Origin of the sequence: Nocardia yunnanensis (assembly GCF_003626895.1) — a bacterium.
Taxonomy (GTDB): domain Bacteria; phylum Actinomycetota; class Actinomycetes; order Mycobacteriales; family Mycobacteriaceae; genus Nocardia; species Nocardia yunnanensis.
Window position 1 is genome coordinate 4,527,009 of record NZ_CP032568.1, and the last position, 26,317, is coordinate 4,553,325.

At 67.2% G+C, this 26,317-nt stretch carries 23 protein-coding genes, 2 tRNA genes and 1 pseudogene; 13 read left to right on the forward strand and 13 right to left on the reverse strand.

Annotated features, from left to right (window positions below; genetic code table 11):
• Positions 1-54 precede the first annotated feature (54 nt).
• From tuf to D7D52_RS21300, 3 genes are all read left to right on the forward strand, one after another.
• On the forward strand, positions 55-1,227 hold the full coding sequence (tuf, locus tag D7D52_RS21290; RefSeq protein ID WP_120738981.1) for an elongation factor Tu: 1,173 nt from the start codon (positions 55-57) through the stop codon (positions 1,225-1,227).
• A 91-nt stretch (positions 1,228-1,318) separates the two neighbouring features.
• Positions 1,319-2,275 carry a purine-nucleoside phosphorylase gene (locus D7D52_RS21295; RefSeq protein WP_120738983.1) on the forward strand — a complete coding sequence of 319 codons (957 nt, stop codon included), beginning with the start codon at positions 1,319-1,321 and terminating at the stop codon, positions 2,273-2,275.
• A gap of 23 nt (positions 2,276-2,298) precedes the next feature.
• Positions 2,299-3,447 carry an acyl-CoA dehydrogenase family protein gene (locus D7D52_RS21300; RefSeq protein WP_120738985.1) on the forward strand — a complete coding sequence of 383 codons (1,149 nt, stop codon included), beginning with the start codon at positions 2,299-2,301 and terminating at the stop codon, positions 3,445-3,447.
• Positions 3,448-3,456: 9 nt separating this feature from the next.
• Here the strand turns inward: D7D52_RS21300 and D7D52_RS21305 are convergent, their stop codons facing one another.
• Together D7D52_RS21305 and D7D52_RS21310 are read right to left on the reverse strand one after the other, a co-directional pair.
• Entirely contained in the window at positions 3,457-4,404 is a 948-nt protein-coding gene (locus D7D52_RS21305) for a decaprenyl-phosphate phosphoribosyltransferase (RefSeq protein WP_120738987.1), read from the reverse strand.
• Between the two features lie 76 nt (positions 4,405-4,480).
• The gene (locus D7D52_RS21310) at positions 4,481-5,602 is read right to left on the reverse strand and encodes an epoxide hydrolase family protein (protein ID WP_120738989.1); all 1,122 of its coding nucleotides are present in this window, start codon (positions 5,600-5,602) and stop codon (positions 4,481-4,483) included.
• Positions 5,603-5,756: 154 nt separating this feature from the next.
• Here D7D52_RS21310 and D7D52_RS21315 point away from each other — a divergent pair, with 154 nt between their 5' ends.
• From D7D52_RS21315 to D7D52_RS21325, 3 genes are all read left to right on the forward strand, one after another.
• A complete protein-coding gene (locus D7D52_RS21315; RefSeq protein WP_246023206.1) occupies positions 5,757-7,232 on the forward strand; it encodes an HNH endonuclease signature motif containing protein in 1,476 nt (491 codons plus the stop codon).
• A 321-nt stretch (positions 7,233-7,553) separates the two neighbouring features.
• Positions 7,554-7,626: transfer RNA gene (locus D7D52_RS21320), tRNA-Glu, on the forward strand.
• Between the two features lie 143 nt (positions 7,627-7,769).
• Positions 7,770-8,219, forward strand: coding sequence for a hypothetical protein (locus D7D52_RS21325; RefSeq protein WP_120738992.1), 450 nt, complete (start codon positions 7,770-7,772; stop codon positions 8,217-8,219).
• A gap of 337 nt (positions 8,220-8,556) precedes the next feature.
• On the opposite strand, the gene D7D52_RS21330 is transcribed toward D7D52_RS21325, so the two are convergent.
• Complete coding sequence (locus tag D7D52_RS21330; RefSeq protein WP_120738993.1) at positions 8,557-9,030, reverse strand: Imm1 family immunity protein; 474 nt, start codon at positions 9,028-9,030, stop codon at positions 8,557-8,559.
• Positions 9,031-9,288: 258 nt separating this feature from the next.
• Here D7D52_RS21330 and D7D52_RS21335 point away from each other — a divergent pair, with 258 nt between their 5' ends.
• Positions 9,289-10,563 (forward strand): hypothetical protein, encoded by a 1,275-nt coding sequence (locus D7D52_RS21335; protein WP_425464558.1) that lies wholly within the window; start codon positions 9,289-9,291, stop codon positions 10,561-10,563.
• Positions 10,564-10,730: 167 nt separating this feature from the next.
• A complete protein-coding gene (locus D7D52_RS21340) occupies positions 10,731-11,492 on the forward strand; it encodes a copper homeostasis protein CutC (RefSeq protein WP_162958459.1) in 762 nt (253 codons plus the stop codon).
• A 514-nt stretch (positions 11,493-12,006) separates the two neighbouring features.
• Here D7D52_RS21340 and D7D52_RS21345 read toward each other — a convergent pair.
• The 3 genes and pseudogenes from D7D52_RS21345 to D7D52_RS21355 form a co-directional block, all read right to left on the reverse strand.
• Positions 12,007-13,293, reverse strand: a pseudogene (locus D7D52_RS21345) (YibE/F family protein); the annotation flags it as partial.
• 560 nt (positions 13,294-13,853) lie between these two features.
• The gene (locus tag D7D52_RS21350) at positions 13,854-15,104 is read right to left on the reverse strand and encodes a pyridoxal phosphate-dependent aminotransferase (RefSeq protein ID WP_120738999.1); all 1,251 of its coding nucleotides are present in this window, start codon (positions 15,102-15,104) and stop codon (positions 13,854-13,856) included.
• A gap of 163 nt (positions 15,105-15,267) precedes the next feature.
• Positions 15,268-16,683 carry an NsdA family TPR-like regulatory protein gene (locus D7D52_RS21355; protein ID WP_484297965.1) on the reverse strand — a complete coding sequence of 472 codons (1,416 nt, stop codon included), beginning with the start codon at positions 16,681-16,683 and terminating at the stop codon, positions 15,268-15,270.
• 202 nt (positions 16,684-16,885) lie between these two features.
• Between D7D52_RS21355 and D7D52_RS21360 the strand changes: the two genes are divergently transcribed.
• Positions 16,886-17,335 carry a hypothetical protein gene (locus tag D7D52_RS21360; RefSeq protein WP_120739006.1) on the forward strand — a complete coding sequence of 150 codons (450 nt, stop codon included), beginning with the start codon at positions 16,886-16,888 and terminating at the stop codon, positions 17,333-17,335.
• Positions 17,336-17,466: 131 nt separating this feature from the next.
• On the opposite strand, the gene D7D52_RS21365 is transcribed toward D7D52_RS21360, so the two are convergent.
• The 3 genes from D7D52_RS21365 to ctaD all read right to left on the reverse strand — a co-directional run bounded on the left by D7D52_RS21365 (position 17,467) and on the right by ctaD (position 21,414).
• The gene (locus tag D7D52_RS21365; RefSeq protein ID WP_120739008.1) at positions 17,467-18,795 is read right to left on the reverse strand and encodes a DUF7159 family protein; all 1,329 of its coding nucleotides are present in this window, start codon (positions 18,793-18,795) and stop codon (positions 17,467-17,469) included.
• A gap of 178 nt (positions 18,796-18,973) precedes the next feature.
• Positions 18,974-19,546 carry a dCTP deaminase gene (gene dcd / locus D7D52_RS21370; RefSeq protein WP_120739010.1) on the reverse strand — a complete coding sequence of 191 codons (573 nt, stop codon included), beginning with the start codon at positions 19,544-19,546 and terminating at the stop codon, positions 18,974-18,976.
• Between the two features lie 128 nt (positions 19,547-19,674).
• A complete protein-coding gene (ctaD, locus tag D7D52_RS21375) occupies positions 19,675-21,414 on the reverse strand; it encodes an aa3-type cytochrome oxidase subunit I (protein WP_120739012.1) in 1,740 nt (579 codons plus the stop codon).
• A 321-nt stretch (positions 21,415-21,735) separates the two neighbouring features.
• On the opposite strand from ctaD, the gene D7D52_RS21380 reads away from it, so the two are divergent.
• Positions 21,736-21,809: transfer RNA gene (locus tag D7D52_RS21380), tRNA-Gly, on the forward strand.
• Positions 21,810-21,878: 69 nt separating this feature from the next.
• Here the strand turns inward: D7D52_RS21380 and D7D52_RS21385 are convergent.
• From D7D52_RS21385 to D7D52_RS21400, 4 genes are all read right to left on the reverse strand, one after another.
• Entirely contained in the window at positions 21,879-22,319 is a 441-nt protein-coding gene (locus D7D52_RS21385) for a hypothetical protein (protein WP_120739014.1), read from the reverse strand.
• An 82-nt stretch (positions 22,320-22,401) separates the two neighbouring features.
• Positions 22,402-22,764: a hypothetical protein gene (locus D7D52_RS21390; protein WP_246023207.1), complete on the reverse strand. Its 363-nt coding sequence runs from the start codon at positions 22,762-22,764 to the stop codon at positions 22,402-22,404.
• A gap of 50 nt (positions 22,765-22,814) precedes the next feature.
• Positions 22,815-23,111 (reverse strand): hypothetical protein, encoded by a 297-nt coding sequence (locus tag D7D52_RS21395; protein WP_120739016.1) that lies wholly within the window; start codon positions 23,109-23,111, stop codon positions 22,815-22,817.
• Positions 23,098-23,337 (reverse strand): hypothetical protein, encoded by a 240-nt coding sequence (locus D7D52_RS21400; RefSeq protein ID WP_120739018.1) that lies wholly within the window; start codon positions 23,335-23,337, stop codon positions 23,098-23,100. The genes D7D52_RS21395 and D7D52_RS21400 overlap by 14 nt, the downstream gene beginning before the upstream one ends.
• 100 nt (positions 23,338-23,437) lie before the next feature.
• Here D7D52_RS21400 and D7D52_RS21405 point away from each other — a divergent pair, with 100 nt between their 5' ends.
• The 3 genes from D7D52_RS21405 to D7D52_RS21415 all read left to right on the forward strand — a co-directional run bounded on the left by D7D52_RS21405 (position 23,438) and on the right by D7D52_RS21415 (position 26,260).
• The gene (locus D7D52_RS21405) at positions 23,438-24,229 is read left to right on the forward strand and encodes an alpha/beta fold hydrolase (protein ID WP_120739020.1); all 792 of its coding nucleotides are present in this window, start codon (positions 23,438-23,440) and stop codon (positions 24,227-24,229) included.
• Positions 24,230-24,238: 9 nt separating this feature from the next.
• Positions 24,239-24,997, forward strand: a complete 759-nt coding sequence (locus D7D52_RS21410; protein ID WP_120739022.1) for a crotonase/enoyl-CoA hydratase family protein — start codon at positions 24,239-24,241, stop codon at positions 24,995-24,997.
• A gap of 156 nt (positions 24,998-25,153) precedes the next feature.
• Complete coding sequence (locus D7D52_RS21415; RefSeq protein ID WP_120739024.1) at positions 25,154-26,260, forward strand: glycoside hydrolase family 183 protein; 1,107 nt, start codon at positions 25,154-25,156, stop codon at positions 26,258-26,260.
• Positions 26,261-26,317 lie beyond the last annotated feature (57 nt).

Genomic DNA, 26,317 nt, shown 5'->3' on the forward strand with positions numbered 1-26,317 from the left:
GGTCGGCTCGCTGCTGAGGTCCCTCGAAACCTGACTCCCAGTTGGAGATTCATCATGGCCATGCAGGCCTACGTCCGCACCAAGCCGCACGTCAACATCGGCACCATGGGTCACGTCGACCACGGCAAGACCACCCTGACCGCCGCCATCACCAAGGTGCTGGCCGAGCGCGGCGGCAGCGCCTTCGTCCCGTTCGATCGCATCGACCGGGCCCCGGAGGAGATCGAGCGCGGCATCACCATCAATATCGCGCACGTCGAATACGAGACCGCCACCCGGCATTACGCGCACGTGGACATGCCCGGCCACGCCGACTTCGTGAAGAACATGATCACCGGCGCGGCCCAGCTCGACGGCGCGATCCTGGTGGTGTCGGCCGACGACGGGGTGATGCCGCAGACCTCCGAGCATGTGCTGCTGGCCCGGCAGGTCGGGGTCGAGCACATCGTGGTCGCGCTCAACAAGGCCGATGTCGCCGACACCGAGCTGCTGGAGCTGATCGAGCTCGAGGTGCGAGAGCTGTTGTCCGCCAACGGATACGACGGCGACGGCGCTCCGGTGATACCGGTGTCCGGGCTGCGCGCGCTGCAGGGCGACGCGCACTGGGCGGGTCAGCTGCTGCGGTTGCTCGACGCCATCGACGAGTACGTCCCGATGCCCGAGCGCTACACCGACGCGCCGTTCCTCATGCCGGTGGAGAACGTGCTCACCATCACCGGACGCGGCACCGTCGTGACCGGTGCGGTGGAACGCGGACGCATCCGCGCCGGGGACCGGGTGTCGGTGCTCGGGTTCGGCGGCGCGTTCGAGTCCGTGGTCACCAGCGTCGAAACCTTCGGTCGCACCATGGAATCCGCGGAGGCGGGCGACAATGTGGCGCTGCTGCTGCGCGGGGTGCAGCGCGGGCAGGTGCTGCGCGGTCAGGTGGTCGCGGCGGTGGGCAGCATCGCGGTGCACGCCCGGTTCACCGCCCGCGTGCGGCTGCTGACCGCGGCGCAGGGCGGGCGGCGCACGCCGATCGCCAGCGGGTACCGGCCGCAGTTCTTCCTGCGCACCGGTGACGTGTCCGGTCACGTGGTGCTGCCGGAGGGGCGGGCGATGCCCGGGGACGTCGTCGAGATGGCGGTGACCCTGGATCGGGCGGTGCCGTTGGAGCCGGGCCTCGGATTCGCGGTGCGTGAGGGCAACCTGACCGTCGCCGCGGGCACGGTGCTGACCGTCGACTGACCGGTTGCCGCAACCGTGGGGATCCCGGCTCAAGCCGTGTGCTCGGGCCGGGATTCCGTGCTGGGACCGGAATGTCGCCTAGGGTGTCGCCATGACCACCCGTTGCCGCCGGCTTGCTGTCGCGGTGGGCGTGACCGCGCTCGCCCTCACCGGATGTTCGTCCAACACCCAGGCCCACGCCGACCCGATCGATGTCGGGGTCCTCGTCGTCACCATGTTCGATCCCGAGAACGAGGTGTGGCTGCGGCACGAGCAGCTGCCCACCACCGTCGAGGTGCCGGGTGCGTACAAACCGGTGCGCTGCAATGCCGCCAAGCTGTGCGTCGCCGAGACCGGGCAGGGCAAGGCCAATGCCGCCACCACCATGATGGCGATCCTCGGCAGCGACAAGTTCGATTTCCGCAACGCTTACTTCCTGACCGCCGGGATCGCTGGAACCCCGCCGGAGCAAGGCACTCTCGGCGGGGCCGCGTTCGCGCGCTGGGTGGTCGACTTCGACCTCGGCAATCACCTGGACCCGGCCGCCGCGCCCGATGTGCCGTTCGGGTACCGGCCGGTCGAGGACTACAACACCGCCGCCTATCAACTCGACGCGGCGCTGGTGGACAAGGCCGTCGAGTGGACCAGTGACGCCACGCTGGCCGACAGTCCGGAAGCCGCCGCCGAGCGCGCGCAGTACCCCGGACAGGCGGGCCGCACCCCCGCGGTCATGAAGTGCGACACCATGACCGGCGACGACTTCTTCTCCGGCAAGCTGCTTTCCGACACGGCCGGCCACATCATGCGGGACCGCACCAAGGGCGCGGGGGTGTACTGCACGACGCAGATGGAGGACAACGCCACCGCCACCGCGTTACAGGCGCACGGCTACCTCGGGCGGTATCTGTCGTTGCGGACCATGAGCAATTTCGATCAGCCGTATCCGGGGCAGTCGGTGGTGCAGCATCTCGATCAGACCAGCGGCGGGTTCGAGATCGCGCTCGACAATCAGTACACGCTCGGCAAGATCGTCGCCGACCAGCTGGTGAAAAACCTGCCCGCGCACTGAGAACCGCGCGGACCATGGGGTCCATGGAACGTGGGCACTACGGTGACGATCATCGGGCATTCGCCGAACTGGCACGGGGATTCGTGCGCAAGGAGGTGGCCCCGCACTACCTCGACTACGAGGCCGCCGGGATCGTGCCGCGCTCGGTTTTCGAGCGGGCCGGCGAACTGGGCCTGCTCGGCTTCGCGGTGCCGCATAGCTACGGCGGTCTCGGCGTCGGCGACTTCCGCTTCAATCAGATTCTCATCGAGGAGTTCATGGCCGGCGACAGCGCCGGGGTGGGCTTGAACTTCGCTCTGCACAACGATATCTGCACCCCGTACCTGGTCGGCCTGACCACCGAGGAGCAGCGGCGGCGTTGGCTGCCCGGCTTCGTGGCGGGCACCCTGATCGGCGCCATTGCCATGACCGAGCCGGGCGCGGGTTCGGATGTGGCCGGAATCCGCACGGCCGCAGTCGATATGGGCGATCACTTCGTGGTGAACGGCTCGAAGACGTTCATCACCAACGGGATCAACGCGGACCTGGTGCTCACCGCCGTCCGCACTTCCCCGGAACGTCACCGCGGCATCAGCCTGCTGGTGCTCGAGCGGGGCATGCCCGGCTTCGAGCGCGGCCGCAATCTGGAGAAACTCGGACTGAAATCTCAGGACACCGCGGAACTGATTTTCACCGATGTCGTTGTCCCCAAAGCCAATCTGCTCGGCGAGGCCGGCCGCGGCTTCGAATACCTGATGGGCAATCTGCCCCAGGAGTGTATGCAGATCGCCGTAGCCTGCCTGGCGCGCGCCCGGGTCGCCCTCGCCACCACCCTCGAATACGTCACCGGCCGCGAGGCTTTCGGTCAGCCCATCGCCGCCTTCCAGAACACCAAATTCACTCTCGCCGACGTCGCCACCGAAATCGCGGTTACCGAAGCCTTCGTCGACAAATGCGTTCTGGAGCTCAATGCGGCCCGCCTCACCCCCGCTGACGCCGCCAAGGCCAAACTCTGGTCCTCCGAAATGGAATTCCGCTGCCTGGACCGCTGCCAACAACTCTTCGGCGGTTACGGCTACATGCGCGAATACCCCATAGCCCGCGCCGCCGCCGATGCCCGCATCACCCGCGTCTACGGCGGGACCTCCGAAATAATGCGAGAAATAATCGCCCGCGCCATGACTCGGCCATGACCACGCGATTCAGGTGAGGTAGACGGCCACACAGATTGCCGCGGCACACGCCAGTGCCATGGATTGCAGGGTGCGGTCGCCGAGCACGATCTCTTCGGGTTCACCGGCTTCGGCTCCGTCGACGTCGACCGCGTAGCGCAGGATGCTGATGGTGAAGGGAATCATCGAGATCGCGAACCACGGGTTGTCCTTGTGGTCTGGCTCGAACGCCCACAAGCCGTAGAAGACCACGACCGCCGTGCCCGACAGGGTCCAGACGAAACGGAGGTAGGTGGGCGTGTAGTACTGCAACGACTTGCGGATCTTCGCGCCGGTGTCCAATGCGAGCTTCAATTCGGCGTAGCGCTTGCCCGCGGCCATGAACAGCGAACCGAAGGCCGCGATCAGCAAGAACCATTGCGACAGCGGGATACTCGCTGCCGCGCCACCGGCGATCGCGCGCAACAGGAAGCCCGATGACACGGTGCAGATGTCGAGGACCGCTTGATGTTTGAGGCCGAGGCAGTAGGCCAGCTGGATGCCGACGTAAGAAGCCATCACCACGGCCAGCTGCCAGGTCGCCGCGAACGAGATCCCGATCGAGGCGGTCAGCAGCACCGCCGACAGCGCGTAGGCCAGACGCACCGGAACCACCCCGGCGGCGATCGGGCGGAAGCGTTTGGTCGGATGCGCTCGGTCGGCTTCCACGTCGAGCGAGTCGTTGACCAGGTAGATGCCCGACGCTGCCAGGCAGAACGCCACGAACGCGAGGGCGATGTGCAGGTCGCGGGTGAGATCGGAGAGGGCGAAGGTGGTGGTGCCCGGAATCGTGCCGGCGGCCAGCGGTGCGGCCAGCACCAGCACGTTCTTCACCCACTGGCGTGGCCGCAGGGCTTTGATCAGGCCGCCGGCCAGGGTCTTGGGCGGTCCGGTGAAGACGGCCTCGTCGAGTTCGATGGTGGTCGGCTCTTCGCTCATATCAACCTGATTGCTTCCTGTGGCAGCGGACGACACATACTCCCAAACACTCATCTGTATGTCTCGGCATCGGCTGTCAACGGAACAGGCGGAAGAATCCGCGAATCTGTTCGACCAGTGACTCCGGTTGTTCCAGGGCGGCGAAGTGGCCGCCGTGGGGTAGTTCCTCGAACCAGAGCAGGTCGGTGAAGCGTTGTGCGGCTTCGCGTCTGGAGGGGCGGGTGATGTCGCGGGGGTAGATCGACAGGCCGGAGGGCGCGGTCACCTTGTCGCGGAAGGTGGCGAAGCTTTCCCAGCACAGGCGGGCCGACGAGGTGGCCGAGGCGGTGAACCAGTAGACCGAGATCTCCTCGAGGATGGTCTGGCGCGAGAGCGCGTCTTCGGGGTGGCCGTTGTTGTCTGTCCATGCCCAGAATTCTTCGGCGATCCAGGCGGCCTGGCCGGCCGGGGAATCGGTGAGGCCGTAGCCGAGGGTTTGTGGGCGGGTCGCCTGAATCGCCGAGTAGCCGCGGCCGGTGCGCTGGAACTCCTTCTGGGCCTTCAGGTTCGCCAGTTCCGCGGGTGTGGGGTCGTCGAAGACGCCCGCTGCCACGGATGCCAGGTTCAGGTGCACGGCGGCGACCCGTTCGGGTGCCACCTCGCCCAGCGCGCCGGACGCCGCCGAACCCCAGTCCCCGCCCTGTGCGCCGTAGCGCTGGTAGCCCAGCGACACCATCAACGTGTCCCAGGCGCGGGCGATGCGGGTGACACCCCACCCGGTCGTGGACGGTTTGTCGCTCCAGCCGTACCCGGGCAGCGATGGCGCGACGACGTGGAATGCGTCCGCCGGGTCGCCGCCGTGCGCGCGGGGATCGGTCAGCGGGCCGAGGATCTCGAGGAACTCGAGCACCGAACCCGGCCAGCCGTGCGTGAGCACGAGGGGAAACGCCTCCGGCTCCGGCGAGCGGACGTGCACGAAATGGATGCCCAGCCCGTCGATCGTGTCGCGATACTGCGGGAACACATTGAGCCGCTTGCCGAATCCGAAATCATAGTCCTCGGCCCAACTCCGGCACAGCTCCCGCGCATACGCCAGCGGCACACCCTGTGACCAGTCGTCCACCGGCTCGCGCTCCGGCCACCGCGTCCGCCGCAATCGTTCCCGCAGATCCGCGATCTCGGCCTCGCTGGCGCTGACTTCGAACGGCTCGGCAGACATGCCAACTCCTCAATGGATGCACGGCGATCGAAAACGACCTCCCGCAGCTTAACCGCACCCGCACCGTGATTCATTCTTCATCCAACTGCGGAAACACCTTGAGTCACATGGTAATTCGATGGTTCGTCTCATGTGCGGGGCGTAGCATGGTGATATGCGGTGGGCTGGAGCGATATTCGACGACATCACGATCGCGGACGCGGTCGCGGTGATGTCGGATGCGACCGATGTCCTGCTCCGCCAGTCCCTCGATGTCCTCTCCGATGACGAATTGGTCAGCGTGATGGGTGATTACGAGACCACCAAACGCCGGCTGGCCGCGTTCGAGCATCGCCTCGTGGTCGCGGTCCGTGCCCGCAGTCTCCCCGAGAAGGCGGGCTGGAAGAACCGCACCGACAAGTACCTCGAACAGGTGCTGCGCCTGGGCCACGGGGAGGCGCGTGCCCGCGTCAAAGCGGCCGAGGTGCTGGGTGCGCATCAGGAGGCCGGGCGGGTGCTCGAGCCGGAGTTGGCGTGGACGGCGGCGGCGCAGGAGCAGGGGCTGATCTCACCCACGCATGCGCTGGTGATCGGCAAGATCATGGCCCGCATCCCCGGGAAAGTCGATGCGCTGCAACGTGATGCGGCCGAATATCAGCTCGCCTGGTTCGCCACCCGGTCCACGCCCGACGATCTGCCCAAGGTCGGCGACCGCATCCTCGCCTACCTCGACCCCGACGGTTCACTCATTCAGGAAGCCGATCGCCAGGCCCGCCGTGGATTCGCCTTCGGCAAACAGGGCATCGACGGGATGAGCCCGCTGATCGGCGAAATCACCCCGCAGGCACGCGCCTTGTTCGACGCCGTCTTCGCCGACCTGGCGCAGCCGGGCATGTGCAACCCCGATGACCCCGAAAGCCCTTGGCGCGCCGAGGAAACCGACCAAGATGCACTGAAGGCGGCCGCCGGCCGCGACACTCGCTCGCTCGCACAGCGCCAGCACGATGCGCTGCTCGCTTTCCTGCGCCCGGAAATGGGCCCGGCCGCCCTGGGCCGTCACCGCGGCCTGCCCGTCTCCACGATCATCACCATGAGCCTGGCGGACGTCGAAGCCGCCTCCGGTGTGGCGACCACCGCCTCCGGCGGCACGGTCCCGCTGCAGGCAGCCTTGCAACTGGCCGAGAAGTCGAAGCCCTTCCTGGCGATCTTCGACCACCACGGCCGCCCCCTGCACCTCGGCCACGCCAAGCGTCTCGCCGGTTCGAGCCAGCGTCTGGCGTTGATCGCCGCCGACCGCGGCTGCACTCGACCCGGTTGCAACGCTCCCGCCACCATCTGCCAGGTCCACCACGTCACCGAATACGCCAAGGGCGGCCCGACGAATATCGAGAACCTGACCCTGGCCTGCGAGTCATGCCATTCACTGGTAGGTGACGGCCCAACCAAGTGGAAGACGGTTGTCATGCCGCCGAATTCCGAACACGCAGGCCGCACAGGCTGGATCGCTCCACAAACCATCGACCCAACTCGAACCCCCCAAGTCAACGACCGTCACCACGCCGGCGAACTAATGGCCACAACCCTGACGAAGATGCGCGCCCGCATCCACGCCCGCACGCGCCCAGCAATTCAAACGGACCCCCACCCCTGACCTCAGCCCCCCGCACGCGCCCAGCAATTCAAACGGACTCCCACCCCTGACCTCAGCCCCCCCGCACCGCAGCTGAGGACTCCACACTCACCAGCCCACCGCATCGCCGCGCGTTCGCACCCCGTCGGCCAGCGCGCGCACTGGCATGAGCGCGCGTTACCGACAGCTGTACGACGCTGTGCGCGGTTCAGGAGCAGCGAATGCTGTGTCACGCGCTGGACACCTATCGAGGGTCCAACGGACGCTCCGACCGTGCCCCGCGCTCGGTAGCGGGAATTGTCTTGCTGCAACGATTTTCAGTCCCCTATGTTCACCCATGGTCGCGGAGTAGCTCAGTTGGTAGAGCACCCTTCGCTCAGTCGGGGAGGCGCGGGTTCGATTCCCGCCTTCGCGGCCGACTAAATCATATGGCTCGCCCGGTCACCGACAGCCATGGTCGCGTCCCGAACCGAGCGATCAGCGGCAGATGAGTGTGTTTGCCCGTTGGGCAATGCAAGGTCGGCTCATGCTCGAATTCTGTCCAGTAGGGTCCCGGCGGTGAGTAGCGATAGCCGTTACGAGGCATACGAAGCTGACCTATGGGAACGACTGGCCGCGCTGCTGCCTTCCATCGAGGACGCCGAGAGTTTTCGTGACTGCCGGGAGAGCGGCCATCAGGAAGCCGGGCTGTGGATGCTGACGCAGCGACTGCTGGAGCACCAGGTGCCTCTCAGCGACCGAATGCGCGCCGAGATCGAAGTGCTAGCCGAGCAGTGGGGTGAACGGCTCGCACGTCACGACGAAATCATTTCGTGCGCCAGTGATTCCGACGACGAGGATTCCATCCGGCTGCTGCCGGATGATCGCTCGACGCCGGTCGATCCGGCCGAGGTCGGCATTGCGGACTCTGCCTTGGCGGGCCATACGACGAACCAGATCTACACAGCGCCTTCGAGTTGCTGTTGGCCTGTAGCTGATCCGGCCAATGCCCGGAACTCGGCTGGTTAGGACGTCGGGTCGGCCTCGGACCAACACCGCCACTTGACCTTCCGTCCCACCGCGCTGACCGGTCCGCACAGCGCGGGGCCGCGGCAGAAGCGGATATTTGTTATCGGGGACCGCATCGAGCGATTCCGGCTCGATAGATCTTGCGGAGCGCAACTCATTCGCCAGGGATCGCTGCGTTGGCTACGTTCAACTCCATGACCTATCCAGGCGGCGACTCCGCGTCACGGGTGGCACAGCTGGCGAATATCGCGCACGAAGACTGGATGCAGGACTGGCCCATCGAGGTATCCGATCTGCACGGCTCGATGAATTCGTTGGCCTGCTGCGTATTCAGGGTTTATTCGTACCTGGCGCTGTGTTCATCGAGCCAATCTTGCCATTGAATGTTGTCCGGTCTCTGATAGGACGTTGCAAAGAACCGCGTCAATGCCGACTTTGCTGACTCGAAGTCAATTTCAAAATAGCCGGGAAAAAGAACTTCATTGCCGAAGTTGTTGTACGACAGCGTCTTCTTCGCCGATTCTTTACCTCGGCTGAAAAATGCTCCGCCCGGGCCGTCGAAAAATATTGATGCGGCGGGCTTGTCCAGTCGAACGCCGACGCCGAGATCGATCAGAACGTGCCCAGAAGGGTTCTTGACCGTCACAGTGAGGAAGTTGCACTCGCTGTCACCGATTTCGACGATCTCGTCGATGCAGCCGGCGAGCTCGGGCCCACTCGCAGGAACGACAGGGTTACCGGTGTTCCGGGTTGAAATACGCAAAAATGAGATTTCCCATAGCCTTCCAAAAATTCTCGTCGTCAGTCCCAACCCACTCCCAGGACTTCTTCAGTACGCGACTCGCTCTACTTGCGTAGGACTCGAGGTGGGGACGGCCTAGCCTCGATTTTTCGCCGGGCCGGCGGCCCGGCGTGATCGGGTTCGGATTGGTCTTCGACCGCTGATCAGCAGCCGGTGGGCAACACAGGATAGCCCGGTCAGCGGGTAGCTGCCGGGTTCCACTGGCCCCTGGTCGAAATGCCGCGCCACGGCGAGCGTTCCATGTGCTGTGGCGCCGGTGGCGCACGCATGTGGATGGAAGAACAACTCGGCAAACGCATCAACATCGACCGCGTCGACGAAGCCCTCGACACCTTGGGCGGTGGTAACGAGCCGTCGATGATCGCCACCGGCTGCCCGTTCTGCCGGGTCATGCTCACCGACGGTGTCACCGCCCGCAAGGACAGCGGCGAAGTCGGCCAGGGCGTCGAGGTCGTCGACGTCGCCCAGTTGATGCTGCAGTCGATCAACCGGGTCGATGCCGCGACCCTGACCGAGAACCTGAAGGTCATCCAGACCCCGAAGGTCGAAGAGCCCGAACCGGTTTCCGCCCCCGAGCCGGTCAAGGCCGAGACCGCGGTGGCGGAGGCTCCCGCCGAAGCGCCGAAGGCCGCGCCGGCCGGTGGCGGGCTGGGCATGAAGGGCGCCGCCAAGGCACCCGGAGGCAAGGGCCTGGGCATGAAGGGCGGCCTGAAGGCCCCCGGCGCGAAGGCTGCCGCTCCGGCCGCCGAGGCTCCGACGGAAGCCGCCGGCGAGGCGAGCGAGTCTCCGGCTCCCGCCAAGGGGCTGGGCATGAAGGGCGGCGCGAAGGCACCCGGCGGCAAGGGTCTCGCCATGAAGGGCGGCCTGAAGGCCCCCGGCGCGAAGGCCGGGTCCGCCGAAACCGCTTCGGCTGCTGCGGCTCCCACCGAGTCCGAGGCGCCCGCCGAAGCGGCCGCGTCCGAGGCGGCGGCTCCGGCGGCCAAGCCGGGCGGGCTGGCCATGAAGGGCGGCCTCAAGGCTCCCGGCGGTGGCAAGGGTCTGCAGATGAAGGGTGCCGCCAAGGCGCCGGGCGCGCAGCCCGCCGCCGCACCGGCTGCGGAGACCGCCGAGGCGGCCCCCGCGACCGAGGCTCCCGCGGCCAAGGCTCCCGCTGCCGAGACCGCGGCCACGGCCGAGGCTCCCGCCGAGGCCAAGCCGTCCATCGCCCCCAAGGGCCTGGCCATGAAGTCCGGTCTCAAGCGCCCCGGCCCCAAGGCTCCGGGTGCCGCGGCCCCCGCCGCCCCGGCTCCGGAAGCGCCTGCGGCTCCGGCTGATTCGGCTCCCGTGGCCGAACCCTCGGCGCCTGCCGCACCGGCCGAGCCGGCGAGCACCGGCACCCCCGAGCGTGCGGCCACCGCCGAGGACAACGCCAGCGCGGAGAGCAATGGCACTTCGGAGGGCAATGGCACTTCGGAGGGCAATGGCGCGGCCAAGCCGCCGGCCGCCAAGCCGGGTGGCCTCGGCTTCAAGTCCGGTATGAAGGCTCCGGGCAAGAAGAACTGACCCCGGGCCCGAAACACCGGGCGGCCGAATCCGATCGACGAGGGCGGCGCTACCACTGCGGTAGCGCCGCCCTCGTCGTTGTTTGCGGTGTGTGTTCACGGGGCATTAATGCCCTGATGGCTAATCTCAGGCAACACGTCGGTCGGGAGTTCGCCATACTGCAAGGTATGACGGATGCGCGCGCGGTACGGGTGGAGATCGGGGTGGAGTCTCTGGATGGGGTCCGGATCGCCGAACAGGCGGGGGCTGCCCGGGTCGAACTCTGTTCGGGGCTGACGGTCGGGGGACTCACCCCGGGACCAGGGTTGATCGAGGCCGCGGTGGAGGCGGCCGGGCACACGCAGGTGCACGTGCTGATCCGCCCGCGCCCCGGCGACTTCCGCTATTCGGCCGACGAGGTGGCGCTCATGCGCCGCGATATCGAGCGGGTGCGGGCGGCGGGCGCGCACGGGGTGGTGATCGGCGTGCTCGACGAGGACGGCCACATCGACGCGGCCGCCAATACCGAACTGCTGGCCGCCGCCGACGACCTGGAGGTCACCTTCCATCGCGCGTTCGACGTCTGCGCGGATCCGGCGGAGGGTTTCGAGCAGTTGCTGGACCTCGGTTTCACCCGCCTGCTCACCTCCGGCCGGCAGATCTCGGTCCTCGACGGCGCGGCGCTGATCGCGCGGCTGGTGAATCTGGCCGACGGCCGCATCGACGTGATGGCCTGCGGCGGTCTGCGGGCCGACAATGCCCGCCGGCTGATCGAGCTGACCGGGACGCGGGATCTGCATGCGGCCGTGCGCATTCCGGTGCCGGGCCGCCCGCAGCCCGACACCGAGGTGTCGTTCGCGGAGTTCGGAGTCCCCAGCGGCTTCGACCATTTCGCCACCGACACCGACGGCGTCGTGGCCCTGTGCGAGGCGGCCCGCACCGCCGTCTGAGCGAAAGTTCCCCCGCACCGGCGATATTCACCCGCACGAGGGGTCCGCGTCAGGGGCGCGAATGCCGTCCGCCGCGCGGCGGCTCCGGCGGCCACCCGCCGTCGTCCTCCTCGGACGGCCACTCCTGCCCCTGCGACTCGGCGGCCCAGCCTTGCCGCTGGGATTCCGGCTCCGCCCACGATTGAGCGGGGTTGAACCAGGAGGACGTCTGCGGCTGCTGCGGCGGATTGGGCTGCACCACACTGGTTCTCGGCACGGTTGGCGGCTCGCCGGTGCGGTCCCGCACCGCGGGCTGATCTCCGGTCCACGAATCACGCGGCCGCACAGCCTCTCTCGGCACCGCCCGTTGTTCCCCGCTGTAGGACGCGGACGGCTCCGGACCTCGGCGTACCGTGGGCTGGGCGCCGGTGCGCTGCCCACTCTGGCGGCGCGGCGTATTCCGTTGCGCCCCCGCGCTTCGCGCCCGCCTGACGCCCGCCCCTCCCTTGACTCCCGCCCCTCCCTTGACTCCCGCCCCAGCCTTGACGCCCGCACCGGCCGCGGCCGGTTTCGCGCCCAGCGGGCGAGCCAGCAGCACCGCGATGGCGGTGGTCAGCGGCACCGACAGCGCCAGCGCGATGCCGCCGACCGCGGAGCGCGCGATCTCGATGCCCACCGCGTCGCCGGTCAGCACATCGCGAATGGGCCGTCCCGCCACGCTGAACAACAGCAGCAGCGGCAGCGCGCCACCGGCGTAGGCGAGCACCAGGGTGTAGACGGTACTGGCGATGTGGTCGCGGCCGACCCGCATGGCGGCCGCGAAAATGCCGCGGCGCGTGGCCTTCTCGTCCAGCGCGGCCAGCTCGAAGGCGGCCGACGCCTGCGTGATGGTGACATCGTTGAGCACACCGAGCGAACCGATGATGAAGCCCGCCAGCAGCAGCCCGGTGATGCTCACGTGCTGGATGTAGGCAGCCACATTGGTGTTCTGTTCCTCGGACAGCCCGGTCAGATGCGTGATCTTCAGCGACACCCAGGACAGCACGGCCGCCAGCACCATCGAGGTCAGCGTGCCCAGCAGGGCCGAGCTGGTGCGCAGGTTCACCCCGTGCGCCAGATACAACACGGAGTACAGGATCACCGCGCCCGCCACCAATGCCACTGGGATGGCGGGCTTTCCGTCCAGCAGGGCCGGCAGCAGGAACACCACCAGCACCCCGAAGGCGATGACGAGCCCGACCAGCGCCCGCAACCCGCGCCACCGCGCGACCGCGATGATGACGACCGCGAACACGGCGACGATGATGGCCAGCGGAATCCCACGCGAGTAGTCGTCGAACGAGTAGATGACCGTGGTCTTGTGGGTGACCGGGTCGGTGTATTCGCCGCGCGCGATCCGAATCTTGTCCCCCACCCGCAGATTCGGCTGATCGGGGGTCGGCGAATTCACGAAGATGGTCCAGCTGCCCTTGTCGGCGCCCGAGTCGATGGCCACCACGCTGCGCGGGCACTGCGGCTTGGCGACCGGCTGCAGGTCCGGCTCGACCGTCGTCACCGTGCCGTTGACGGGATCGCCACAGGTCCCGAGATCCTGTTTGATCACCGTCCCGGATTCGGTCGCCACCGCCCCGCCGACCCCGTTCTGCATGGGCAACGGGATATCGACGTGCTGCGCGCTCGGCCACAGCCACACCATCCCGGCCACCACCACGACGCCGATGACGGCAAGCAGGCCGACGACGACGCGAGCCGCGTTCGTGCCGATCGCAATTGGTCCGGAGTGGTCGTGGTGGTGATGATGGCTGTGCTGGTGATCGCTCACCCGGCGAGCCTAAACGCAAACCACTCCCGACATGCTGAGAGGTGTTTGTTCTCGATTGCCGAGGTGACAACTGGTTTCGTGACGTTCGGGGTAACTCACCGGGGACGTCCAGAATTCTTTCGGCTCCCAGCGCAGGCACGGATGCAGATCCGGCGACGGCTGTCAGCCGCCCGCTGAAGGCGCGGGGAGGCGGAGGCGGGCGGCGGAGAGCAGGGGGATGTCTCCGCCGCCCGGGGGTCAGTGGCCCAGGGGGGGTAGGCCAGCTGACACAGGACCGGACGGCCCAGGGGGGGTAGGCGGTCCGGTCGGGGCACCTTGGTGCCGAGGACCACTGTACACAAAAGACTGTTCTTTGCGCTAGCTAAGTCTCTAAAAACCCAACTTTTTCGTACCAGCGGTTTGTTTTAGCCAGGGTCTCACCTGTGCCAGCGAGCTGGATTAGGGGTGTCCAGGAGCGGACAAGAGCGCATCGGCGCAGGTCAGGGCGGGGGACCACGCGGGAGCGCCGGTACTTCAGCGTACCCCGCAGGTACCCTTCGATCGAGAATTTCCGCCCGGAATTACTGGCGATAGCTCGCCAGGAAGTTCCCGAATCGCTCCACGGCGACCGCCAGATCCCGCGCCCACGGCAGCGTGACGATGCGCAAGTGATCGTGGTGCGGCCAGTTGAAGCCGGTGCCCTGGACCATCAGGATCTTCTCCTGCAGCAGCAGATCCAGCACCAGCTTCGAATCATCGTGGATCTCATGGACTTCCGGATCCAGCCGCGGGAAGGCGTAGAGCGCGCCGCGCGGCTTCACGCACGAAACGCCCGGAATGGTGTTCAGCTTCTCCCACGCCACATCCCGCTGCTCGAGCAGCCGGCCGCCGGGCAGCACCAGGTCGTCGATGCTCTGGTGACCGCCCAGAGCAACCTGAATGGCATGCTGCGCAGGCACATTCGGGCACAACCGGGTGGAGGCCAGCAGGTCGATGCCCTCCAGGAAACCGCCCGCATGATCCTTGGGTCCGGTGATGACCAGCCAGCCGGAGCGATAACCGGCGACCCGGTACGCCTTGGACAGGCCGTTGAAGGTCAGGCACAGCAGATCCGGGGCCAGCGTCGCCAGCGAGACGTGCTTGGCGTCGTCGTAGAGGATCTTGTCGTAGATCTCGTCGGCCAGCAGCAGCAGTTGATGCTTGCGGGCCAGATCCACCACCTGCTGCAGCACCTCGGCCGAGTACACCGCGCCGGTGGGGTTGTTGGGGTTGATCACGACAATGGCCTTGGTCTTGTCGGTGATCTTGGATTCCATGTCGGCGATGTCCGGCTGCCAGTCGTTGGACTCGTCGCACAGGTAGTGCACCGGGGTGCCGCCCGCCAGCGAGGTCATGGCCGTCCACAGCGGATAGTCCGGCGCGGGGATGAGCACCTCGTCGCCATTGTCCAGCAGCGCCTGCATGACGATGGTGATCAGCTCGGAGACGCCGTTGCCCAGGTAGACGTCGTCCACGTCGAATTCCGGGAAGCCCGGCACCAATTCGTAGCGGGTGAAGATGGCGCGGCGCGCCGGCAGGATGCCCTTGGACTCGCTGTAGCCCTGCGCGTACGGCAGCGCCGCGATGATGTCGCGCATGATGACGTCGGGTGCGTCGAACCCGAACGGCGCGGGATTGCCGATGTTCAGCTTCAGAATCCGATGCCCCTCGGCCTCCAACCGCGCCGCGTGTGCGTGCACCGGCCCCCGGATCTCATAGAGAACGTTCTGGAGCTTGGTGGACTGCTCCAGCACACGCGGGGACCGATGCGGTAGGTGACTCGAAGGGCTCACCCTGACAGTATCTTCTTTGCCCTCCGCTGCGCTCCGGGCGGGTTCGCGGCCCTGCAAGCTCGATTCTTCCCTCCTCCGCTCCTCCGCTTCGCTCCCCCGCTCCGTCAGTCCAGAATCGAGCCGGGCCGCGAACAGCGTGCGAGGTGTCCGCAGCAGCGGCGACTCAGCGTGATGTATCCGGGGGCAGCACGCTGCGGGCGGCCGTCGCGCCGCAGAACTCCTCGATTCGTTCGTCCAGGTCCTGGGCCTCTCCGGCGTCGCGGAACTGCGGGCTCGCCAGGCGCTGGCGCAGGATCGAGAGGCGCTCCTCCAGCTGCGCGATCCGCTTGTCCTCCTCGAGTTCCAGGACCGGGTCCAGGGCGGCGGCGGCGCCGTCGAGGCTGCCGTTGATCAGGTGGGCGGCCGCATTGTCCACGCGGGCCAGCGATTCCGCGCCGTAGGAGCGCTTGTCGGTGGGCCCGTTCACGTACAGGTCGATGGCGCGGCTGGTGGCCTCCAGCGCCGGTTGCGCCTGGCCGAGGTGAATGTAGGTGGCGCCCGCGTAATAGTGGCTCTTGGGTTGATCGAAGCCGAACACGCCGCCGACCTCGTCGTGCAGGGTGTCGCCGGCGTCCCCGTCGCGGGCGTCGTCGGCGGATCGGATGCAGCGTTCGGTGTCGGCGGTGCTGCCCAGCCGCGACCAGATGCGGGCCTCGATATTGAGCAGCCGCACCCGCGAGGTCACCGATTCGGCGTAGCGCTGCCCGCTCTGGGCCAGCAGCACCGCGCGCCGCGGACGTTCGGCCCGGTATTCGATGAGCGCCTGCATGCCGCGCGTCCAGGCGCGCAGCGGGTTGTGCTCGCACAGTTCGGCGTAAGCCCAAGCGGCCCTTGCCTGTTCACCGGCGGCGTCGAAATAGCCGAGATCGGTGCTGGCATTGGCCAGCAGCCCGGACAACGTTCCCGCCAGCAGGTAGAGCCGCGCCGTGTCGGCGGGCCGCTGATGGCCCTCCAGCAACCGGTACACCCGCCGCCGCACCCGCAGCATCTCCACCATCATCGGCACCGGCGGCATGTGCACGTAATCGTTGGCAATGCGAGTGACGTCGGCGTCCAGTTGTTCCAACATGGTCGCACCCACATTGGTGCTCTCCGCCCTGCCGGCGTGCTCGCTTGCTTCATGGGCAGCCGCCATGATCAGATCCCTCTCCGAAATCGCCGCTAACGCATCGCCCCTCATCGCACCCGTATCGACGAGTGCCAGCAGTTCCGCGTCGCTGGAATAACTGGCCTGCGCGGGCGTTTGGCTCCACAACTCGGAACCGCCCTGGCGCACATCGAAACCGGGAACGGCGGGGCGGTCGATCAACGGCTGGTCGATCAAGGCCGCGAACCGCGCCCGCACAACATCGTCGGACCTGGCAAGGGAAGTATCGAGGGCGGCCTGATTGATGGGGCGGGGATGCACCCGATCGCCCCCGGCCTCCCATTTCGAGACCAGTCGTTCGTGCACGCCCAGGTGTGCGGCGAACTCCCGGATACTCATGCGCTTGGCATCGCGGAGGGCCCGGGCCTCTTTGCCTGACCAGTGCCGGACCACGGTGCCATCCCTTCCGAACGAACTCCGAACTCCAGGGTACGAGCGGAAACTGGTCGCGACCACAACCGAAACCCGGTTGGTACCAGGCTTTATACGTATCGGTAATAGTGGCGGCGGATTGGCAGTGAAATGCGAGTGTGCGGGCGTTTTCACAGCCGCCGTGCACACGCGACCCTTGTGGTCAGGGGAAGGAGGTGGGGAAGTGAACGCGGACAAGCTTCGGACAGTCGAAGATTGGGTTTCCTACTACCGGCAGGAGTTCGGGTTGCCGGTGATCGAGCGCGGCGGCTTCGTCATGCTTCCCGTCACCGCGCAGGTCGGCGTGGTGCACCTGCCGGTGGCGCGGGCCGAAAAGGTCCGTGCCGCACTGCACAAGCAACGTGCCGAGGGACCGATGCTGGCTCGTCAGATTCGCTGGAGCTTTCTGGCCGAACCGGATTCGCGTCCCGGCGATCAGATCGCGGAGGTGCTCGACCGTCTCGATATCGGCATTCCAGCGGTCGGCAGCGCGGTCATGCTGCCCACCGGTCTGGACCGCTGGACGCGCGAGGGGTGTCACTGGGTGACGCCGCCCGCGCGCGACTCCAAACTCCCACCCCTGTCGGCGATCATCACGACAGCTCTGGCGGTGGGAACCGGGAGCGAGGACTGAACGCAGCCGGTCCTCGCGCCGGCGCGGCTCGCGCCGGAACCACCGAGTCCGCCCCCTTCTGGCAGTCGACGGGGCGGACTCGGCGCGTTCGGAGACTGCGCGGAAGGCGTGAAAAGCCTTGCGGCCGTGGCCTACTGCGGGGGCGCCGGAGCGGCGGGGAACAGCGGGGGCAGCGTCGGCACGATGACCGGCGGCAGGCCCGGAATGATGGTGATGGTGTTCGGTCCGACCGTCGTGGTGGGTGCGTCGGTGGTGGTCGGATAGGCGCGCGGTGGCGGCGCGGCGAGGGATTCGTTGGTGGCGTCGCTGGTGGTGGGCGCCACCGTGGTGGTCTCCACCGCACGCGTGGTGGTGACCGGCGACGAGCTGGTCGCGGCGTCCTGGCTCTGCGAATCATGGGTCAGCACTTGGGGAGCCCAGCCGAGGGTGACGCCGATGGCGGCCACCACGACCAGGGCGCCAACCGCCACCCCGGCGAGGCTGATCTCGCGGCGGCGGCCGAACTTCTCCACCGCGCCGGGACTGGCCAGCCACGACTGGGTCGGCTCCGCGGGCAGGGGCGGTGTGCTCTCGTGGGCGGCGGCCGGGAACGGCGCGGGCATCGGACGGTGCTCGACCGGGCGGGCCAGCACGGCCGCACCGCGGGTCACCACCGTCTCGGGAGCGGGCGGCACGATGACCGGAACACCCAGCCAGCGCCGCAGAACCCTTGCCACCAGCGGGATCTGGGCACATCCGCCGAGCAGGGCGACGGCCTGCACCGGTTGTTCGGAGCGCAGGATGACATCGCGGGTCATGCGGGCGGAGGATTCGACGGCCAGCATGATCAGGGCCTCGAAGTTCTCCTGCGACAGCAGCACCAGGCCCTCGGTGGAGGGCAGGGCGACGGCATTGCTGGCCGAGAGTTGTTCCTTGGCCTGGCGGCACAGCGCGTCCAGCGCGGCCAGCCCGGTGTGATCCGGCGGATGGGCGATGCGCCCGGAGGCGATCTGCTGTTCGCGGATCAGCGAATCCAGGTAGTCGCCGCTGATATCGCTGGTGCGTTCGGTGAAGCAGACCTGCCGGGTGGCGGTGTCCACCACCGTCACGGACAAACCGGACGCGCCCAGGTCGTAGAGCGCGACCGTGCCGAAACCCCGCAGTTCACCGGAGTATTCGAGGAATTCGAGCGCGGCCACCACGTCGGGCACCAGCTCGTAATTGGTGAACTGCCGGCGGGCCAGCTCCGCGCGAATGGCCCGCGCGTGATTCTCGTCCCGATACGCGATGGCGGTGGCGCTGATCCGCGAATCCGCCGCGAGCACCGCCCCGATGACATCCGCGGCCAGCTCGTCGACGCGGCGCTCCCCGACCGGCACGGCCTGCACATCGAAGGCGGCGGTGTCCGCGGAATCGCCGGCGATCGGGCGTGCGACGCGAACCGCGCCCGCCCCCACCGAAACTCCCAGAACCGAACTCATCCGCTGCCCATCTCGTTTCCTACACCCGACGCCGTCACCTTACGACGTGGCGCGCCATCCGTACACCCGCTGAGCCCGTCCATCGGACGGCGTATTCACGCCATGGCAACGGTCAACTGTCCAGGCAGCGGCCGATTTACGCCGAAAAGCGGCGGAAACCACCGGCCCCGAAGGCAACTCAGCGGTCGACCGGAAAATTCAAGTACGCGCGCGAGGGCGTGGGCCCGCGCTGGCCCTGATATTTCGAGCCCGCCGCGGCGCTGCCGTAGGGATGCTCGGCCGGACTGGTGAGCCGGAACAGGCACAGCTGACCGATCTTCATTCCGGGCCACAGCGTGATCGGCAGATTCGCCACATTCGACAGTTCGAGGGTGATGTGCCCGCTGAATCCGGGATCGATGAAACCCGCGGTGGAGTGGGTCAGCAGACCGAGGCGACCCAGGCTGGATTTGCCCTCCAGCCGCCCGGCCAGATCGTCGGGCAGCGAGCACACCTCGAGGGTGGAGCCGAGCACGAATTCACCCGGGTGCAGCACGAACGGCTCGCCCGCGCCGGGTTCCACCAGCGTGGTCAGCTCGTCCTGCCGCTGCGCGGGATCGATATGCGTGTAGCGGGTGTTGTTGAACACCCGGAACAGGCTGTCCAGCCGCACATCGATACTCGACGGCTGCACCAGCTTCTCGTCGAACGGCTCGACCCCGAGACGCCCATTGGCGATTTCCTTACGGATGTCGCGATCTGAAAGCAGCACCGTGCCATTTTGCCCTCCGCTTCGCTCCGGGCGGTTCGCGGCCCCCGAAGTCTCGTTCTTCCCTCCCTCCGCTCCTCCGCTTCGCTCCCCCGCTCCGCTCAGTCCAGAACGAGACGGGCCGCGAACTTTCAGTGATCTACCGATGGGGTTTCTGCCACCGCCTCGGGTTTGCGCCGTCCCCAGCCGACGTGGGCTTCGGCGCGCATGCGGTCGACCATGTGGGGATAGTGCAGTTCGAAGGCGGGGCGTTCTGAGCGGATGCGGGGGAGTTCGTAGAAGTTGTGCCGCGGTGGCGGGCAACTGGTGGCCCATTCCAGGGAATTGCCGTAGCCCCATGGATCGTCGACCGTGGCCAGTTCGCCGTAGCGGTAGCTCTTGAAGACATTCCACACGAACGTGATCATCGACAGCCCGAGGATGAACGAGCCGATCGTGGAAATGGTGTTGAGCGTGGTGAATCCGTCGCTGGGCAGGTAATCGGCGTAGCGGCGCGGCATGCCCGCGTTGCCCAGCCAGTGCTGCACCAGGAACGTGGTGTGGAAGCCCAGGAACGTGGTCCAGAAATGCAGTTTCCCGAGCCGTTCGTCGAGCATCCGCCCGGTCATCTTGGGGAACCAGAAATAGATGCCCGCGAAGGTGGCGAACACGATGGTGCCGAACAGCACGTAATGGAAGTGCGCCACCACGAAATACGTGTCCGAGACATGGAAATCCAGCGGCGGGCTCGCGAGAATGACGCCCGACAGCCCGCCGAACAGGAACGTCACCAGGAAGCCCACCGACCACAGCATCGGTGTCTCGAACGTCAATTGCCCGCGCCACATGGTGCCGATCCAGTTGAAGAATTTCACGCCCGTCGGCACCGCGATGAGGAAGGTCATGAACGAGAAGAACGGCAGCAGAACCGATCCCGTCGCGTACATGTGGTGCGCCCACACCGCGATGGACAGCCCGCCGATGGCCAGCGTCGCGTACACCAGTGTGGTGTAGCCGAACAGTGGTTTGCGGCTGAACACCGGGAAGATCTCGGTCACGATGCCGAAGAACGGCAGCGCCACGATGTAGACCTCGGGATGCCCGAAGAACCAGAACAGATGCTGGTAGAGGATGGCGCCGCCATTGGCCGGGTCGTAGATGTGCCCGCCCAGATGCCGGTCCACCTCCAGGCCCATGAGCGCGGCGGTGAGGATCGGAAACGCGATCAGCACAAGCACACTCGTGACCAGGATGTTCCAGGTGAAGATGGGCATGCGCCACATGGTCATGCCGGGGCAGCGCAGGCAGATGACGGTGGTGATCATGTTGACGCCGCCCAGGATGGTGCCGACGCCGGACACCGCCACGCCCATGACCCACAGATCCGCGCCCACGCCGGGGGCGTGTTCGGCGAGGCTGAGCGGGGTGTAGGCGGTCCAGCCGAAGTCGGCCGCGCCGCCCGGGGTGACGAAGCCGGCGGTCGCCATGGTCGCGCCGAACAGGTACAGCCAATAGCTGAGCGCGTTCAGTCGCGGGAAGGCCACGTCCGGGGCGCCGATCTGGAGTGGCAGCACCGCATTGGCAAATCCGAAAACGATCGGTGTCGCATAGAACAGCAGCATGATCGTGCCGTGCATGGTGAACAGCTGATTGAACTGTTCCGACGTCAGGAACTGCATGCCCGGCCGGGCCAGCTCGGTGCGCATCAGCAGCGCCATCAGGCCGCCGATCAGGAAGAACGCCATGGCCGAGAACAAATACATGTTCCCGAGCATCTTGGGGTCGGTGGTGGTGATGGCCTTCCACAGATACGACCCCTTGGGTCCCATCCGCTGTGGAAATGGCCGCACGGGGTGGAGCTCGGGGGCTTCACGAGCGGGCACTGCGGTCATTCGTCCTCCTCGACCGCCGAGCAGGATGCGCCTAAAGTGCGCCAGCAACCTTTCAGCGCATCCAAACTACCTGTGGTGGACGGGTTTTCGACCCTGCCGGTCAGTCTACGACCGCCTGTAGGCGCGATTAGCTACTTCTGCGAAAGAGCTCCGCGATCTTCGGCGCGCCGCCGCCGACGGGGCCGTGGCTTCGCCACCGGTGGATGTGGGGGTTCCCCCCACACCCCAGACCCCACCGCAGAGCGCGAACGGCGGGGAGTCGGGCGAAGTTGCATTCCGCCGGAGACGTTCTGATAGAGTCGCGGACGCGAGTAAGACACTGCCGATGTAGTTCAATGGTAGAACTCCTGCTTCCCAAGCAGGTAGCGCGGGTTCGATTCCCGTCATCGGCTCCACGAGAAAGCCCCCGCCGGATCCGGCGGGGGCTTTCCGCATGTCAGGCCGGGTGGCCGGAGCCGGGCGAGCTACTTCACGCACTCGGTGGCAATGCGCTTGGTGGCCTTGCCCGCCTTCGCCAGGTCCGCGGCGCCGAGGCTGACCGCAGCCGGGTTCGCGCCGTTGGCGCTGTCGATGATCTTCTGAATGCCGCTGTCCGACAAGCCTTCCTGCACATAGATGGTGGCGATGCAGTCGGCGGTCGGCGCACTGAGTTTGCCCTTGTCCTGCAACGCCTTCGAGACCTGCGCTGCGGTCAGCCCGCTGCCCGGCGCACCGGCGCCGGCGCCCGGCGTGGTGGTCGGCGCCCCGGACATCGAGGTCGGCGCCCCGGACACGGTGGTCGCGGGTGCGCTCGTGGTCGCCGCCTTCGGTGCGCTGGTGGCGGGCGCCGCCTGTTGACTGTTGCTGCTACACGCGGCCAGCAGCGGCAACGCCAGCAGCGCGACCGCCACGATGGATTTCCGCATCGTGTTCCCTCCCGGAGGCCGGGCCCATCCCGGTCGATTCAAAGATTGCGTCCCGGCGCCGGAGAGTTAACACGGTTCCGCGTTACTGCTGCGTCTTCATGCAGGACGAGACGATCTTGGCCGCGGCGGACTGCGCCTTGTCGGCGTCGGCCTTGCTCATCCCGGCCGACTGATAGTCCGAGGCATCCGCGGCCTTGGCGTCCTTCTTGATCATGACGCGCAGGCCGTCCTGCGAAATACCCTCGTCCAGAAAGACTTTCGCGGCGCAGTCGGCGAACTTGGCGTCCAGGCCGCCGGCCTGCAGCGATTTGGACACATCGGCCTGGGAGACATCGGCGGACTTGTCGCCGCCGCCACCGCACCCGGCCAGCAGGGGAAGCGTGACGAGCGCCGCGGCCACCAGGCCGGCGCTACCGAGAACTGAGCCGCCAAAGGACTTGCGCACTGGGGCCTCGACTTTCGAGATTCGACGGGGAAACTGCCGCAGGCACGATCTCACAGATCCATCGCCGCGCGCAGCGCTGTGTCGATTCGTTCGGCGGTCTCGGTGTCGACCGCGTCGATTCGCTCGGCCAGCCAGCCGCGATAGATGCGGCCCAGATTGCCGGCGTGCACCCAGCCGTGGCCGGGAATGGGCACGGCGAGAATGTCGAGGGGATCGGTGTCCTCGACCTCGGCGGCGATGAGCCAGTGCCGAGGCGACTCGTTGATGCCGTCGCTCGAGATGAGAATGATGGTGCGGGTGCGGGTGGTGCCGTGCGGGTGGTAGACCCAGAGTTCACCCCTGCGCACGCAACTCCTTCTCGGCGGCCAGTATTTCCGCCTCGTCGGCCGCGGCGAGTTCGACCGGGTCCGCCCCGTCCGGGGTGGCCGAGGGGCCGCACCCCAGCCGCACCGCCTCGCGGCGGGCGGCGCGGGAGATCCACGCCGACGGCGACATGCCGGCGCGGGCCGCGGCGTCCTGAGCGTAGGACCAGGCCGCCTCGTCCAGCGACAGGGTCACTTTCCGGGTTGCCATACCTTTTATCGTACTTCCGCGCGGCCGCTTTTCTCCTGTTGGCGACACGTCAACGCTTGTAGGGTGAGTCCGGCAGGGATCGGGACACGGGGAGTCGGCTATGGCGAAGTTGAACCACTACCGCACGGGCAGCGGCGAACCGCTGGTCCTGGTGCACGGCGTCGGCAGCCGCTGGCAGGTGTGGGAGCCGATCATCGGCGCCCTCGCCGAATCCTTCGACGTGATCGCGGTCGATCTGCCCGGCTTCGGGGACAGCGATCCGCTGCCGCACACCACGGTCTCCACCCTCGCCGACGCCCTGGTCGGGTTCCTCGCCGCCGAGGGCATCGAAAACCCGCATCTGGCAGGCAATTCCATGGGCGGCGGGATCGTTTTGGATGTGGCCGCGCGCGGCCTGGCCCGCTCGGTGACCGCCTACTCCCCCATCGCGTTCTGGGATACCGCGGGCCGCGTCTGGTGCCAGCAGGCGCTGGGTCGCGCCAAACAGCTCTGCCGCGTGCTGCATCCGGCCGTGCCGGCGCTGTTCGGCAATGCCGCGGGGCGCGGCAGCCTGCTCGGACTGGTGTTCGGCAAGCCGTGGGCGCTGCCGCCACAGGTGGCCGTGGACACCGTCGAGGGCCTGCTCGCCGCGCCCGGCTTCGACGCGGCCCTGGCCTCCTTCACCGGCTTCCGGCTGCCCGACCGCACCCGGCTCGACCACCTCCCGGTCACCATCGCCTGGGGCAATCGTGACATTCTGCTCACGTACGCCACCCAGTCCCGCCGCGCCCGCGAGGTGCTGCCGGGCGCCCGGCACGTGACCCTGCACGGCAGCGGCCACACCCCGTTCTACGACGACCCCGCCGGGTGCGCCCGCCTGCTGCTGGATCAGCTAGAAGAGCGCGAACAGTAAGGAAAGACCTTGAGCCACAATGTTTCCCTGACCTTCGACGGCGACCGCGCGTACGTGGCGCTGGACCGGCCCGACAAGCACAACGGCCTGACCCTCGACATGCTGCGCGAGCTGGTGCGGGTGGCCGGGGTCATCGGGAAGCGCTCCGACATCCGGGCGGTCATCCTGTCCGGCAACGGCCCCAGCTTCAGCTCCGGCCTGGATGTCGCCAAGGCCATGGGCAATCCGCTCGATGTGGTGCGGAGTTTCGTGCCGCTGCCGTGGCGGGGCACCAATACCTTCCAGGAGGCGTGCTGGGCGTGGCGCCGACTGCCGCAGCCGGTGATCGCCGTGGTGCACGGCCGCTGCTACGGCGGCGGCCTGCAGATCGCGCTGGCCGCCGATTTCCGTTTCGCCACACCGGACTCGGAGTTCTCGGTGATGGAGGCCAAGCACGGGCTGATCCCGGACATGACCGGCGCCGCCACCCTGTCGCGGCTCGTCGGCATCGACAAGGCGCTGCTGCTGACCATGACCGCCGACCCGGTCGACGCCCCCTACGCCGAGCGCATCGGCCTGGTCACCGAGGTGACCGCGGACCCGCTGGCCGCGGCCGAGAAGCTGGCCGACCGGATCGCGGCCCGCTCCCCGCACGCGGTGGCGAGCGCCAAGAAGCTGTTCGATCGCAGCTGGCAGGCGTCGGTGCGGCGGACGCTGGCGGTGGAGCGCGCGACCCAGCTGCCGCTGATCATCCGTCAAGCTCTCGATTCGGACAAGAAACAAAAGTAGGCCACGTCACGGCGAACAATCCGGTTCGCAAGCCCCAGAATTGGGGTATCGCTGTTAGCATTTTCACACTTTGCCAACGAGTCGAACAGATTGTGCGGCCCGTCACATACGGTGTGGGGCGCGCATTATTCGGCGAGACCCGGAGGAAGCACCGCTTTGACCAAAGCCGCCCCCCTGCTGCTGTCCGCGTTAGCAGGTGCCACGGCCTTGCTCCTCACCGTGACCACCCCCGCCGCAGCCAACCCCAACGCGATCAACCCGATCCCAGTTCTCAACGGCACCAACGGTCTTCCTCAACTACCCGGCCGCACCAAGGCCGTCTTCCAGGTCACCGGCATGGCCAGCCCCAACAACACCCAGTCCTACAACGTGCTCGGCACCGACCTGGGCATCATGTGGGACAACGGGAACGGCGAAATGCTCACCGCGTTCGGTGACACCGCCGGGCTCGGCCTGCCCAACCTGCTGGTCGGCAGCACCTGGGCGTGGCGGTCCAACATCCTGGTGCGCTCGCACACCCAGAACCCCAGCAACGGGATCTATTTCGACTCCGTGGTGCGGGACTGGTTCGGGCAGGCCCGCGATCTCATCCCCAGTCCCAAGATTCCGTTCATCGAGATCAGCCGCATCCCCACCGCGGGCATCTCGGTGGGCGGCACCCAGTTCATGAGTCTCATGTCCGTCAAGAGCTGGGACGACGTGGGCGAGTGGACCACCAACTACTCCAGCCTCGCGGTCTCCGGCGACAACGGCGAGAACTGGGTCGAACTGCCCGCCACCCGCCGGCCCGACGAGGGCGGCAACGCCAACTTCCAGATGAACGCCTTCGTCAAGCGCGACGGGTTCCTCTACGAGTTCGGCACCGGATCCGGGCGCAACCACCCAGCGTATGTGGCCCGCGTGCCCGAACCCGCCGTCACCGATATGGGCGCGTACGAGTACTGGGACGGCGACAAGTGGCAGAAGGACGTCAACGCGGCCAAGCCGGTCGTCGGCGGTGGCGTCGCGGAGATGTCGGTGCAGTGGAACGACTATCTCGGGCAGTACGTCATGTTGACCACCGATCCCTGGAACTCGGTGGTCATGTACACCTCGCCCAGCCCGGAAGGGCCGTGGAGCCCGCCCCAGGTTTTGATCGACACCCGGGAACTGCCGACGGCCTACGCGCCGTACATCTTCCCGTACCAAACCGGCCGTGACCTGTACTTCCTCACCACGGTGCACAGCCAGTACAACGTGATCCTGATGCACACGACGCTGTAACCAACTCTCGGAGGCTCGCGGCCATACCTCCCAAGGCCGGGGCAAGCCCCTGAAACC